Below are 13,548 nucleotides of genomic sequence, written 5' to 3' on the forward strand. Positions count from 1 at the left end.
CGCTCCTCAATCGATGCCGCTCAATCCCAAGATCGCCCAAATCCTCGAGATGGTGGCGCGTGCAAACCGCCCGCCGTTCCACACGCTGACGCCGCAGCAGGCGCGCGCCGCCTACGCGATGAGCGCGCCGATCCTCGACATCGCGCCGCTGCCGCTGTTCAGCGTCGAGGACGTGCAGGTGCCCACGCGCGACGGCGCGACGATCGGCGTGCGCGTGTATCAGCCCGTCGAGCCGAACTGGGCGCAGCCGGTGGCGGGGCTGCTGTATCTGCATGGCGGCGGCTTTACCGTCGGCAGCGTGGCGACGCACGATGCGCTGTGCCGCAAGCTCGCGCACGATGCGGGCTGCGCGGTGGTGTCGGTCGATTACCGGCTTGCGCCCGAGCACCGCTTTCCCGTCGCGGTGAACGACGCGTTCGACGCGCTGCAATGGCTGGCGCGTGAGGCGGGCACGTTCGGCATCGATGCGGCGCGACTGGCGATCGGCGGCGACAGCGCGGGCGGCACGCTGGCCACGGTGTGCGCAGTGCTGGCGCGCGATGCGGGCATCGGCTTGCGGCTGCAACTGCTGATCTATCCGGGCACGAGCGCGCGGCAGCAGAGCGCGTCGCACGCGCAACTGGCGGAGGGCTATCTGCTTTCGGGCGAAACGATCCAGTGGTTCTTCGCCCAGTATCTGCGCGATGACCGCGACCGCGATGACTGGCGCTTCGCACCGCTCGATGCCGCGGGCGGCGTGCCCGACATGGCGGGCGTCGCGCCGGCGTGGATCGCGGCGGCGGATCACGATCCGCTGTTCGATGAAGATGTCGCGTATGCGGAAAAGCTGGAGCAGCAGGGCGTGCCGGTGACGCTCAGGCGCTATGAAGGGATGATCCACGAGTTCTTCAAGATGGGCGGCTTCGTGCCTGAAGTGGCCGATGCGCATGCGGAAGCGGTGAGGGCGCTGCGGGAGGCATTTGAAGGGTGAGGGATGAAGATTGAGTATCGTCTGAAATGTCAGGCGGGTGGATTCCTCAGGATTGCTGGATGATAGGATCGGGAAATTGAGTGATCAGGGACGAGCTTGCCCTGCACTACTGTCCAATCCTACTGTCTCGTATGTATGTCAGATGACTATGCAGCAGAGCACGGTGTTCCCCGCAGTCCCATGTGTGCACGTTCAGGGACCCTCTCTCTCGTTCAATGGCTCGTCGCTTTTGATGCATGCGCAGGAGGGACGGTCCTATCCTGCGATTTCCGGAAAACCATTAATTGGGGGAAGGTTTGATTTCTCTCCCGCCCGATACCGAACACGCAATCAAGGTCCCATTCCGCCGGGTCGATATTGGATTCAACCGTCACAGATGTGGACGATCAAATGGTACAAGGCGGGCCTACGTTCAACCTGGGGAGATCATCGGCTCACAATCCACATATTCCCAGGCACGGAAACCTTCGGTCGCGGTGGATTCTTCATTCATGGCGGAGTGTATGCAAGAACTGCTGGATGCATCGGTCTCCGTTCACGAATGGAGGATTTCGTCCGCGACTTGAAAGCCGCTACAGCCGATTCTCCGGAATGCTACATTCCTTTGACCGTTCGCTACTGAACCAATGCAGATCACGAGCTACCAGTCCCTGTTGAGAGCGGGCTTATATGTCATCGTTGCCATTCTCTATGCTCTTCTCGTCGCCTGGAATGTGCTCGCTCTGACTGAATACTACGGCGACGGCCCGCCGTATTACTCGCGGACCACCAACATGGACAAATGGACAAATCCCATTCCTTTAATGACCGTGGTGGACAGCATCGGCGCACTGATCATCGGGGGCATTCTGTACCTGATACGACACACGCGCTAAGCCCGCGTCAACCGCGTTCCACTTCGAAGTCAAAAGCCCGCTCGAACGCGCCGGGCCGCACGATCCGATGCAAGCCGTCATCGTCACTGCGTTCCTTGACATCGACCGCGAGCCCATGCGGCATCAGGTCCACGCGCAACGCCGTGGTGCTGCGTGTCCCGTACTCGGGCGTCTCGATAAACGCCGCCGACAACACGCGTTCCCGCTCGATCGAAATGCCGGTGGAGGGCAGCAGCGCGTCGTTGGCCGTACGCGGATCGCGCAAGGTGTCGATCAGCACATCGAGTGACGGCCGCTCGTCGGCGTGAATCAGGTCGTGCAAGGCGTCGCGCTGAGCCACCAGCTTTGGCCAAGGCGTGTTCAGCAGACTGTTCGACAAGCCATGCACGCCCGCTTCGAGCAAGGCTGGCGGCGCATCCGCGCGATTGCCATACCAGCCCAGTTCACGCCGCGCGAAATCGCCGCACAGCAGGTTGAAGCCGTTATAACGCTGACCTCGCTCGGCCACGCGTTCCAGATACGTCAGCGGCGCAAGCCGTTCGCCCGCTAGAAAGTCGCTCACCAGCGTGCCGCGCGTCGGCGCGTCCGGGCGCGTCTCGCTCGGCGCGCGATAGTTCGTCAGCGCCGCGAAGCGTCCATCGCGCGACACACCCAGCCATGTGCCGCCGCCCGTGAGATCGCGTCCCGCAAGCACGCCCCGCGCGTCGGTCCACCAGTGCATCGGCTCGGCGGTGCGGCGCAAGAATTCATCCCGATTCGCCGACAGCGTCAGCAGCGCACGGCGCTCGCCGGGCGCGGCCGCGGGCTGCCAGTCGAAAACGATCAGGCACATGCGCGCGGGACCTCAGGCATCGGCGGGAAAGGCGTAGGGCAGCGGCGCAAATTCGAGCGCCGGCCCATCGGCGGAACCCACGTGAACGCTGCCGTTGTCGAGCGCGGCCAGCTTGATCTCGACCAGGCAGTCCACGCCGCCGGCTTCCGCCGGCGCCGCGTTGACGACCAGCCCGCACGGCTGGCCCGGATCGTCGGAATGGAACAGCTCCGCTCCGGGCGCGGCCGCTTCGGTGTGCGCGAGCGCCGTGCGCCGCTTGATCGTGCCGCGATACTGGCTGCGCGCGACGATCTCCTGTCCCGGATAGCAGCCTTTCTTGAAGTTCACGCCGCCGAGCACGTCGAAGTTCACCATCTGCGGCACGAACTGCTCGACCGTCGCGTGCGTGATGCGCGGTTCGCCCGCATGGATGTCGAGCCAGTCCCACATTTGCCCGGGCACGCGCACCAGTTTGTCTTCGAGGGCCGCGAGCTGTTCGTCCACCAGCGCCTTCGGCCCGACCCACAGGAAACGCGGCTGATGCGCCGCATCCGGCACGCGGATCAGCGCGCCATTCGGACCTTCGACCTTCACGTGCACGCCGTCGGGCAGGGCATCGAAGATGCCGGACAGCGCCGCGCGCACGTCGCCCGCGAAGCCGACCGCGGCCACCTCGGGCGTCGCGTCGGAGAGCTTCGCTTTCAGCCGCAGCACGAACATCGACAGACGCTTCTGCACTGCCGCCTGCGTGTCCTGCGCGATCAGCAGGCGCACCGCATCGGCCGTGCGCCACATCAGGAACGACGCCAGCAGCCGTCCCTTCGGCGAGCAATAACCGGCCAGTCGGGCCGTGGAGGCATCGAGATGCTGGACGTCGTTGGTGATCTGGTTGTGCAGGAAGGTCGCGGCGTCCTCGCCCCTGACATCGATCACGCCGAACTGCGTGAGCGGCATGAACGCGCCGGCGGTCTTGACGGCTTCGAAATCGGCGGGGGCGAGGGTCGGGGTCTGGGAATTCATGGAGGTCGCGGCTGTCCTTTCAGAGAAGCCCGGACCGGTGAAAGCGACTTCGGCACAGGCGGCAAGTTATTATATTGGTCTTATCCCAAGCGTGTTCCGCATGTCCCTCTTGAAGAAATGCGTCGTGGCCATCGTGTTCGCCGCGCTGGTCGCGGCGGCCGTCGCGGGCGGCGTCGTCTGGTGGGCGCAGCGTCCCATGGCGCTCGCGACACCCGAGCTTGACGTCACCATCAAACCGCATAGCAGCCTGCGCAGCGTGAGCAATCAGCTGAACCGCGGCGGCGTGCCGGTCGAGCCGGAACTGTTCGTGCTGATGACCCGCGTGCTCGGTCTGTCCGCGCAGCTCAAGTCCGGCAACTACGCATTCAAGAGCGGCATCACGCCCTATGAGGTGCTGCAGAAGATCGCGCGCGGCGACGTCAACGAGTACGTCGCAACAGTCATCGAAGGCTGGACGCTGCAGAAGATGCGCGCCGAACTGGACGGCAATCCCGCGCTCAAGCACGACACGGCCGGCATGAGCGACACGGACCTGCTGCGGGCGATCGGCGCCGCCGAGGTGGACCGGGCGTCGGCTGAAGGGCTGTTCTTCCCCGACACCTATCTCTTCGACAAGAACACCAGCGATCTCGCCGTCTACCAGCGCGCCTACCGGCTCATGCAAGTGCGTCTCACCGAGGCGTGGAACGCGCGCGCGCCGAATCTGCCTTACAAGACGCCTTATGACGCGCTGATCATGGCGTCGATCGTGGAGAAGGAAACCGGGCGCGCGCAGGACCGGCCGCTGGTTGCGGCGGTGTTCGCGAACCGGCTGCGCATCGGCATGCCGCTGCAGACCGATCCCACCGTGATCTACGGCCTGGGCCCGGCTTATGGCGGCAAGCTCAGGAAGAAGGACCTGCAGACGGACACTCCGTACAATACCTACACGCGCATGGGCCTGCCGCCGACGCCGATCGCGCTGCCCGGCGTGGCCGCGTTGACCGCCACGCTCAACCCGGCCGCCAGCACCGCGCTGTATTTCGTCTCGCGCGGCGACGGCAGCAGCATCTTTTCCGACACGCTCGGCGACCACAACAAGGCCGTCGACAAATACATCCGGGGTCAATGAATGGCGCGCGGCAAGTTCATTACGTTCGAAGGCATCGACGGCGCGGGCAAGACCACGCATCTCGACTGGTTCCGCCAGCAACTCGCGGCGAAGCTCGCGCCGTCCGGCCATGCGGTCGTGATGACGCGCGAGCCAGGCGGCACGCCGCTCGGCGAAACACTGCGCGGCATCCTGCTGGACCAGCCGATGGACCTCGAAACCGAGGCGCTGCTGATGTTCGCAGCGCGCCGGGAACATCTGGCGCAGGTGATCGAACCGGCGCTGTCGCGCGGCGATTGGGTGCTGTCGGACCGTTTCACGGATGCCACTTTTGCGTACCAGGGCGGCGGCCGCGGCCTGCCGCGCGACAAGCTCGAAGCGCTGGAACGATGGGTGCAGGGCGGTTTCCAGCCGGATCTGACCGTGCTGTTCGACGTGCCGACCGAAACCGCGAACGAACGCCGCTCGGCGGCGCGCGCGCCGGACAAGTTCGAGCGCGAGTCGGAGACGTTTTTTGCGCGCACGCGGGGCGAATATCTGCGCCGGGCCGCGGAGTCGCCGCAGCGCTTTGCCGTCGTCGATGCCACCCGGACCATCGACGACATTCGCAAAAAACTTGAAGAAACGATCGCAAGTCTCTGATTCAATACGGTAACAGCAATGATCTACCCTTGGCAGACCGACGACTGGCAACGCCTCCAGCAACTGCGCGCGCACTGGCCGCACGCATTGCTGCTGCATGGCGAGGCGGGCATCGGCAAATTGCAGTTCGCACAACATCTGGCGCAAGGTCTGCTGTGCGAGGCGCCCGCGGCGAACGGCGAACCCTGCGGTCATTGCCCGGCGTGCCTGTGGTTTTCGCAGGGCAACCATCCCGACTATCGCGCCGTGCTGCCGGAAGCGCTCGCGGGCCTTGCCGTCGCCACCTCCGGCGACGCCGCCGACGCCCCCGCTGACAAAGCCGATGGCGACGAAGGCAAGAAATCGCGCGCGCCCAGCAAGGAAATCAAGATCGAGCAGGTGCGCGCGCTGCTGGACTTCTGTGCCCTGGGCTCGCACCGCGGCGGGGTGCGTGTCGTGGTGTTGTATCCGGCCGAGGCATTGAATGTCGCCGCCGCCAACGCGCTGTTGAAGACGCTCGAAGAACCGCCGTCGGGCGTCGTGTTTCTGCTGGTTTCGGCGCGCATGGACCGGCTGCTGCCGACCATCGTGAGCCGCTGCCGTCAATGGCCGATGAGCGTGCCCGAGCCAGCGCAGGCGAACGCATGGCTCGCGGCGCAGGGTATCGACGATGCAGCGGGCCTGCTCGCGCAGGCGGGCGGCGCGCCGCTGGCGGCGCTGGCGCTGGCGAGCGACGAGAACCGCGCGTTACGCGACTTCACGCTCGCCCAGCTCGCCGCCGGACCGAACTGCGACGCCTTCGCCTGCGGCGAGAACCTGCAGAAGCTGCCGGTGCCGCTCGTGCTCGGCTGGCTGCAGCGCTGGCTTTACGATCTGCTCGCGCAGCGCACGGCGGGCCGGCCGCGTTACTTTCCAGGCGCGGCCAAGGCGCTCGCGCGCTGTGCACAGGGCGCGGATGGCGCCGCGCTCGCCCGCTACATGAAAACCGTCACGCGGCAGCGCGCCGTGGAGAATCATCCGCTCAACGCGCGCCTCGTGTTCGAGGAACTGTTCCTCGGCTATCGCGGCATCTACGTCGCCTGACAGGGTGCCCGGAGCCTTTTCAATCCAACCATGACTCTCCAATACCGCGACGCCACCTTCGACGATCTGCCTGCCATCGTGGCCATCTACAATTCGACGATCGCCTCGCGCCAGGTCACCGCCGATCTCGAGCCGGTCACGCTCGAAAGCCGTCACGCGTGGTTTCACGCGCATTCGCCGCAATCGCGCCCGCTGTGGGTCGTCGAGGAAGGCGGCGAGGTCATCGCGTGGCTCAGCTTCTCCGACTTCTACGGCCGCCCGGCGTATGCGCGCACCGTCGAAGTCAGCATTTATCTGCACGAGCGCGCCCGCGGCAAGGGGCTCGGCCGTGCGCTGCTGCGCGAGGCGCTCGAGCGCGCGCCGTCGCTGAAGGTCGATACCGTGCTCGGTTTCGTCTTCGGGCACAACGAAGCCAGCGTCAAGCTGTTCGCCGGCTTCGGCTTCGAAACCTGGGGCGCGCTGCCGCGCGTCGCGGTGCTGGACGGCGTCGAGCGCGATCTCGTGATCCTCGGCCTGCGTCTCGACACGCAGCGCGCCGCGCCACAGCACACGCATTAAGGATCAGGGAGCCGCGCATGTTCGTCGATTCACACTGCCACATCAACTTCGAAGGACTCGCCGACCGCCTGCCCGACGTGCTCGACAACATGCGCGCGCATTCGGTCACGCATGCGCTGTGCGTGTCGGTCGATCTGGAAACGCTGCCCTCGGTGCTCGCCATCGCCGAACGATACGAGAACGTGTATGCGTCGGTCGGCGTGCATCCGGATCACGAGGACATGCGCGAGCCGAGCGTGGACGAGCTCGTCGAGCTGGCCGGGCATCCGAAAGTCTGCGCGATCGGCGAGACGGGCCTCGACTACTATCGGCTCGAAGGCCGCAGCCTGGCCGACATGGAGTGGCAGCGCGAACGCTTCCGCACCCACATCCGCGCGGCGCACAAGACCGGCAAGCCGCTCATCATCCACACGCGCGCGTCCTCGGACGACACGCTGCGCATCATGGAAGAAGAGCGCGCCGGCGTGCCGGGCGGCGTGATGCATTGTTTCACCGAGCCGTGGGATGTGGCCGAACGTGCGCTTGCGCAGAACTTTCATATTTCGCTGTCGGGCATCGTCACGTTCAAGAGCGCCAAGGACGTGCAGGACGTGGCGCGCCGCGTGCCGCTGGAACGGCTGCTGATCGAAACCGATTCGCCTTATCTCGCGCCGGTGCCGTATCGCGGCAAGCCGAATGAACCTGCGTACGTGAGTCATGTCGGACGTTTTGTCGCGCAATTGCGCGAACAGCCGGAAGAAGCGCTGGCGCAGGCCACCACGGACAACTTCTTCCGTCTTTTCAAGATCGCGCGGGCAGGCTGAGGGCGGCCGCACCGCGTGTACAGCAACCTGTTTCAAGGCACCCCGAAGGCAACCATGAACAATTCGTCGATGATTTCCGCTCTTCCCGTGGCAAACACGTCAAACGTTTTCGCCGCGGACATGAAGCACACGAAGGGCTCCGCGCTGCGCCGGCTGGTCGCGGCGGCGCTCGTCGCCGGCTGTGCGATTGCGCAGCCGGTGTGGGCCGCGTCTGTGGATTCGCTCATCAAGGCGGTCAAGTTCGACGACATCTCGGCGGTCAAGAAGCAGCTCGCGCAGGGCGCGGACCCGAACACGGTCGACAACACCGGCACGCCGCTGCTCGTGATCGCGGCGCGCGAGAAATCCGACAAGGTCGGCCAATTGCTCGCCGACAATCCGAAGACCGATCTGGAAAAGACCGACCCCGCCGGCGAGAATGCGATGATGCTCGCGGCCCTGAACGGCGACGCGACCTTCGTGAATGCGCTGATCGCCAAGGATGCCGAAGTGAACAAGAAGGGCTGGACGCCGCTGCACTATGCGGCGACCAACGGTCATGACGACATCGTGAAGCTGCTGCTGGACCATTCGGCCTATATCGACGCGGGCTCGCCGAACGGCACCACGCCGCTGATGATGGCCGCGCGCGGCGGGCATTTGTCGACCTGCAAGCTGTTGCTCGACGAAGGCGCGGACCTGCGCGTCAAGAACCAGATCGGCATGACGGCCGTGGACTTTGCCCGCAAGTACGAGGCGAAGGATGTCGCCGAGGGTTTGCAGGCGCGCCTTGACTCGATGCAGCAGGGCGGTGCTGCGCCAGGCGGCGCAAACGGTGCAAAATAGCGCAGTGCTGCACGGACACTGGCGCACCCGGCGGTCAGGCGCGGCCGCCCCGGTGCCCCGAACCGTTGTCCGGATCCAAGCCGCCGCTCAACATAAAAGGAAGATCATGCTGCGGGAAATCGTCATCGCCTGTGCGCTCGCGACACCTCTGTGCGCGTTCGCGTTCACCGGCAACGACCTGAACAAGCTGTGCACCAAAACCGACCCCAACTCGCGCACGGCCTGCGCGGCCTATATCGAAGGCGCGGCGGACGGTGTCTATAACACGATCGAGGCCATCGGCGGAACCTCCGGGCCGCAGGTCGGCCAATACTTCTGCCTGCCGTCGGACGTGAAACCCCAGCAACTGACGGATGCGGTGCGCAAGTACATTGCCGGCAATCCGGACAAAGCCGATTTCAACGCCACGACCATGGTGTCGCTCGGCCTCGGCAAGGCGTTTCCCTGCAAGGCGGAACGCTGATGGCGGGCTGAACGGTCGAGCGGAGGCGCCAGGAGCGTGCTGGCGTCCCGCTTGCTGACCTGATCTTGCCTGATCTTGCCTGATCTTGCCTGCCAGCCGGCAAGTTTCGCTGAATACGGTGCGGCCTCCGCACCCATGGTTTGTGACATCGCGCCCGCGCGATGCGCGCCGCCGTATCCACCTCGCCCTGTTTCCAACCCGAGGCTGATCCCGCGACCTTCATGCTTTCTTTCGATCACTTCATTGACCTGGCCGAACGGCCGCTCGGCACCTGGCCGGGCGCGCTGGTCGTCGCCGTCATCGCCGTGCTGTTCGCGGTGGGCGTGCATCGGGCGGGCGCGCGCATCCTGACCCGCATCGCGCGGCCTTATCCGCTGATGAGCGTCGTGCTGCGCTACATCGACAAACCCGCGCTGGTCCTGCTCATCATCCTCGGGCTCGGCTTCATGATCTTCGAGGCGCCCGACACGTTGCCGTTCATCGGCGTCCTGCGCGACGTCGAGACCGTCGCGCTGATCGTCGCGCTCACGTTCCTCGCGGCGCGCTCCGCGGGCGCGGTCGGCGAGGCGATCGTGCAGGCGCACCCGCTCGACACCGACGACAACCTCGATGCCCGCCGCATCCACACGCAGGCGCGCGTGCTCGCGCGTTCGGTGATGGTGGTGATCGTCATCATCGGCTTCGGCGGGGCACTGATGGCGTTCCCGAGCGTGCGCCAGATCGGCGCGAGCCTGCTGGCGTCGGCGGGCGTCGCGGGACTGGTCGCCGGTATCGCCGCGCGGCCGGTGCTCGGCAATCTGATCGCGGGTTTGCAGATCGCGCTGTCGCAGCCGATCCGCCTCGACGACGTCGTCGTCATCCAGGGCGAATGGGGGCGGGTCGAGGAAATCACCGGCACTTATGTGTCGATCCGCATCTGGGACCAGCGCCGGCTGATCGTGCCGTTGCAGTGGTTCATCGAAAATCCGTTCACGAACTGGACCCGCAACAGCTCGCAGATCATCGGCACGGTGTTCCTCTACGTGGACTACCGCATGCCGCTCGCGCCGCTGCGCGAGGAACTTGAGCGCATTCTCGCGCATGCGCCGGAATGGGACGGTCGCGTACAGGTGCTGCAGGTCACCGACGCGACGGATCGCGCGTTGCAACTGCGCGTGCTCGTCAGCTCGTTCGATTCCGCGCTGAACTGGGATTTGCGCTGCCGCGTGCGCGAGGGACTCGTGAATTTCGTGCAGGCGGCGTATCCGAACTATCTGCCGCGCGCGCGGGCGGATCTTTCGACGGACAAGGAAAGCCACGTCGATTTCGCGCCGCCGCTCCAGCGTCCGGGCACGGCGCCGGACAACGCTGCCGGCGCGGCCAATACCGCCAATACCCCCGCCGATCCGGTCGCGAGCCGAGGCGAGGCGAGCGGACCGGACCCGCATGCGCATTCGGCGGCGTCTACCGCACCGACGCGCGGCGAAAAGACGTGAACAATGGAATCGGCTGACGGATCGCGCGCCGTGAATGGAAACCCAGCGGGCAATTCACAGTCGAAAAACATGACCCACATGATCAAAGAGGAAAAGGCAAGCTTATGAGTCGTCTCGTCGTCGTATCCAACCGGGTCGCCACGCCGACCGAAACCAAAGGTTCCGCGGGCGGGCTGGCTGTCGGCGTCTTCGGCGCGCTGAAGGACAGCGGCGGCGTCTGGTTTGGCTGGAGCGGGGACGTGGTGAGCGAAACCGTGGCGAACCAAGGTCCCAAGCTGGAACAGGACGGCGCCGTGACCTTCGCCACCGTGGGCCTGACGAAGAAGGACTACGACCAGTACTACCGCGGTTTTTCGAATGCGATGCTGTGGCCGGTCTTCCACTATCGCAACGATCTCGCCGTCTACGATCGCGACGAATACGCCGGTTACCGCCGCGTGAACGCCTGGCTCGCGCACAAGCTGATCAAGCTGCTCGAGCCCGACGACGTCATCTGGGTCCACGACTACCACATGATCCCGTTCGCGGAAGCGCTGCGTTCGGAGGGCATCAAGAATCGCATTGGCTTCTTCCTGCACATTCCGTTTCCGTCGCCGCAAATCCTGCTGAACATTCCGCCGCACGAGGAACTCGTCAAGTCGCTGTGCTGCTACGACGTCGTGGGCTTCCAGACCGAAGGCGACCGCGTCGCGTTCCACGATTACATCGTGCGCCATGCACACGGCACGGCGACCGCCGACGGCCACGTCGAAGCCTTCGGCCGCAAGCTGACGACGAATGTGTACCGCATCGGCGTGTTCCCCGATGAAATCGCCGAGCAGGCCGAGCGCGGCGAAGCGCGTCAGGACGTGATGGACCTGAAACAAAGCCTCGAAGGCCGCAAGCTCATCATGAGCGTCGACCGGCTCGATTACTCGAAGGGCCTGGTCGAGCGTTTCCGCGCCTTCGAGCATTTCCTGGAGAAATCGCCGGAGTGGCGCGGCAACGTGACGCTCGTGCAGATCGCGCCGCCGACGCGCTCCGACGTCGAAAGTTATCAGCAGATCCGCCAGAACCTCGAATATGAAGCGGGGCGCATCAACGGCCGTTATTCGGGCCTCGACTACACGCCGATCCGCTACCTGAACCAGCGCTATGACCGCTGGAAGCTGATGTCGCTGTTCCGGGAATCGCAGGTCGGGCTGGTGACGCCGTTGCGCGACGGCATGAACCTGGTCGCGAAGGAGTATGTCGCCGCGCAGAATCCGGACGATCCCGGCGTGCTCGTGCTGTCGCAATTCGCGGGCGCCGCCGACGAGATGACTGGCGCGGTGCTGGTGAATCCGCACGATATCGTCGGCACGAGCGAGGCGATTGCGCGGGCGCTGACCATGCCGCTCGCGGAACGCAAGCAGCGCTACGAAGCCAACATGAACGCATTGCGCAAGCACGATCTGGGCGTCTGGCGCGACAACTTCCTGATCGATCTGCGCGGCGTCTCCAAAGCGTAACGGCTGTCCGACACGATTGTTTCGGCCCTGTAACAGAGCGATGAAAGTGCAAGAGTGCGCCGGGCGGCCGCCATTCTCCTTCGATAATGCCGGTACGCGTAGGCGACTCGCACGCGGCACTCCAATGACAGGGCATTGATCTGATGTAAGGGCAAACCTCGTGGCCGGGCTGTGGGCCGGCTGTCATACTCGATGCCGCAGGCGACGGTTCGCATAATGGGTGCGCTGGCGTGCGCTGCCGTCGATAGGCTCATGGAGACGAGAACGATGAGAATTGCCCAGATCGCCCCGCTGACTGAATCGGTGCCGCCGAAGCTCTACGGGGGCACGGAACGTGTCGTGTCGTATCTCACCGAGGCGCTCGTGGAACTCGGTCACGAGGTCACGCTCTTCGCCACCGGCGATTCCCAGACCAGCGCCCGACTGGAAGCAGTCTGGCCGCGCGCGCTGCGGCTCGATCCGGCGATCCGCGACCGCATCGCGCCGCACATGCTGCTGCTGGAACTGGTGCGCCGCCGCGCCGAAGAGTTCGACGTGCTGCACTTCCACATGGATTACTACTCGTTCTCGCTGTTCAAGCGCCAGGAAACGCCGTTCCTCACCACGATGCACGGCCGCCTCGACCTGCCCGAGCAGCAGCCGGTCTTCGATACTTTCGACACCGCGCCGGTCGTGTCCATCTCGGACGCCCAGCGCCATCCGTTGCCGCAGGCCAAATGGGTGTCGACGGTCTATCACGGGCTGCCGGAAAAGCTGTACACGCCGCAGCCCGTCGAACAGAAATATCTGGCCTTCCTGGGCCGTATTTCGCCGGAGAAACGGGTGGATACCGCGATCCGCATCGCGGGACGCTGCGGCCTTCCCATCAAGATCGCCGCGAAAGTGGATTTCGCCGATCACGAGTACTTCGAGCGCGAGATCGCGCCGCTGCTCAAGCTGCCTTATGTGGAATTCGTCGGTGAAATCAACGACAGCCAGAAGGCCGAGTTTCTCTCGGGCGCGCATGCGTTGCTGTTTCCCATCGACTGGCCGGAGCCGTTCGGCCTCGTGATGATCGAGGCGATGGCCTGCGGCACGCCGGTGATCGCCTTCAATCGCGGCGCGGTGCCGGAAGTGGTCGATGAAGGGGTGTCCGGCTTCATCGTCGAGGATGAAATCGGCGCGGTGGCGGCCGTGAACCGGCTGCATACGCTGTCGCGCGAAGGCGTGCGCAAGCGCTTCGAGGACCGCTTCACGTCGCACCGCATGGCGCGCCAGTATCTCGACGCCTACAAGGCCGTCGTGCGGGCGCAGAAGCGGGCGCGTTTCAGGGTCATCGACCGCGCGACCACGACCTGATCCATTTCTTACGCGCACGAGAAAACCGCCGTGGGGGGGGGGCCCCGGGGGGGGGCCCCCCCGCGGGTTTGGGTGGGGGGCCCCCCGCCGGGCGCGCGGGGGGGGGGGGGGGGAGAGAGGGGGGGG

General features: G+C 65.3%; 15 protein-coding genes. 13 read left to right on the forward strand and 2 right to left on the reverse strand.

Going from position 1 to position 13,548, the window contains the following annotated elements:
* The first annotated feature begins 13 nt into the window (after positions 1-13).
* The 3 genes from QCE69_RS06730 (at position 14) to QCE69_RS06740 (ending at position 1,845) form a co-directional block, all read left to right on the forward strand.
* Complete coding sequence (locus QCE69_RS06730; protein WP_309930007.1) at positions 14-970, forward strand: alpha/beta hydrolase; 957 nt, start codon at positions 14-16, stop codon at positions 968-970.
* Between the two features lie 232 nt (positions 971-1,202).
* Positions 1,203-1,592 carry a tlde1 domain-containing protein gene (locus QCE69_RS06735; RefSeq protein WP_309931583.1) on the forward strand — a complete coding sequence of 130 codons (390 nt, stop codon included), beginning with the start codon at positions 1,203-1,205 and terminating at the stop codon, positions 1,590-1,592.
* 4 nt (positions 1,593-1,596) lie between these two features.
* Entirely contained in the window at positions 1,597-1,845 is a 249-nt protein-coding gene (locus QCE69_RS06740) for a hypothetical protein (protein ID WP_309930009.1), read from the forward strand.
* A gap of 7 nt (positions 1,846-1,852) precedes the next feature.
* Here QCE69_RS06740 and QCE69_RS06745 read toward each other — a convergent pair whose 3' ends face one another.
* Together QCE69_RS06745 and QCE69_RS06750 are read right to left on the reverse strand one after the other, a co-directional pair.
* A complete protein-coding gene (locus QCE69_RS06745) occupies positions 1,853-2,677 on the reverse strand; it encodes an NRDE family protein (protein WP_309930011.1) in 825 nt (274 codons plus the stop codon).
* Between the two features lie 12 nt (positions 2,678-2,689).
* Positions 2,690-3,676, reverse strand: a complete 987-nt coding sequence (locus QCE69_RS06750; protein ID WP_309930015.1) for a folate-binding protein — start codon at positions 3,674-3,676, stop codon at positions 2,690-2,692.
* A 100-nt stretch (positions 3,677-3,776) separates the two neighbouring features.
* Between QCE69_RS06750 and mltG the strand changes: the two genes are divergently transcribed.
* The 10 genes from mltG to QCE69_RS06800 all read left to right on the forward strand — a co-directional run bounded on the left by mltG (position 3,777) and on the right by QCE69_RS06800 (position 13,422).
* Positions 3,777-4,787: an endolytic transglycosylase MltG gene (gene mltG / locus QCE69_RS06755; RefSeq protein WP_309916056.1), complete on the forward strand. Its 1,011-nt coding sequence runs from the start codon at positions 3,777-3,779 to the stop codon at positions 4,785-4,787.
* Positions 4,788-5,408 (forward strand): dTMP kinase, encoded by a 621-nt coding sequence (tmk, locus tag QCE69_RS06760; protein WP_309930017.1) that lies wholly within the window; start codon positions 4,788-4,790, stop codon positions 5,406-5,408.
* 18 nt (positions 5,409-5,426) lie between these two features.
* A complete protein-coding gene (locus QCE69_RS06765; protein WP_309916060.1) occupies positions 5,427-6,470 on the forward strand; it encodes a DNA polymerase III subunit delta' in 1,044 nt (347 codons plus the stop codon).
* 30 nt (positions 6,471-6,500) lie between these two features.
* Positions 6,501-7,028 (forward strand): N-acetyltransferase family protein, encoded by a 528-nt coding sequence (locus tag QCE69_RS06770; RefSeq protein ID WP_309930020.1) that lies wholly within the window; start codon positions 6,501-6,503, stop codon positions 7,026-7,028.
* A 17-nt stretch (positions 7,029-7,045) separates the two neighbouring features.
* A complete protein-coding gene (locus QCE69_RS06775; protein ID WP_309930023.1) occupies positions 7,046-7,831 on the forward strand; it encodes a TatD family hydrolase in 786 nt (261 codons plus the stop codon).
* A 54-nt stretch (positions 7,832-7,885) separates the two neighbouring features.
* Positions 7,886-8,656 carry an ankyrin repeat domain-containing protein gene (locus QCE69_RS06780; RefSeq protein ID WP_409021169.1) on the forward strand — a complete coding sequence of 257 codons (771 nt, stop codon included), beginning with the start codon at positions 7,886-7,888 and terminating at the stop codon, positions 8,654-8,656.
* Positions 8,657-8,762: 106 nt separating this feature from the next.
* Positions 8,763-9,119 carry a Rap1a/Tai family immunity protein gene (locus QCE69_RS06785; protein ID WP_309916068.1) on the forward strand — a complete coding sequence of 119 codons (357 nt, stop codon included), beginning with the start codon at positions 8,763-8,765 and terminating at the stop codon, positions 9,117-9,119.
* A gap of 221 nt (positions 9,120-9,340) precedes the next feature.
* Positions 9,341-10,594 (forward strand): mechanosensitive ion channel domain-containing protein, encoded by a 1,254-nt coding sequence (locus QCE69_RS06790; RefSeq protein WP_309916071.1) that lies wholly within the window; start codon positions 9,341-9,343, stop codon positions 10,592-10,594.
* A gap of 104 nt (positions 10,595-10,698) precedes the next feature.
* Positions 10,699-12,084, forward strand: coding sequence for an alpha,alpha-trehalose-phosphate synthase (UDP-forming) (gene otsA, locus QCE69_RS06795; RefSeq protein WP_309916074.1), 1,386 nt, complete (start codon positions 10,699-10,701; stop codon positions 12,082-12,084).
* A 267-nt stretch (positions 12,085-12,351) separates the two neighbouring features.
* On the forward strand, positions 12,352-13,422 hold the full coding sequence (locus QCE69_RS06800) for a glycosyltransferase family 4 protein (protein ID WP_309916076.1): 1,071 nt from the start codon (positions 12,352-12,354) through the stop codon (positions 13,420-13,422).
* Positions 13,423-13,548 lie beyond the last annotated feature (126 nt).

The sequence above is a fragment of the Caballeronia sp. LZ032 genome (assembly GCF_031451315.1).
Taxonomy (GTDB): Bacteria; Pseudomonadota; Gammaproteobacteria; order Burkholderiales; family Burkholderiaceae; genus Caballeronia.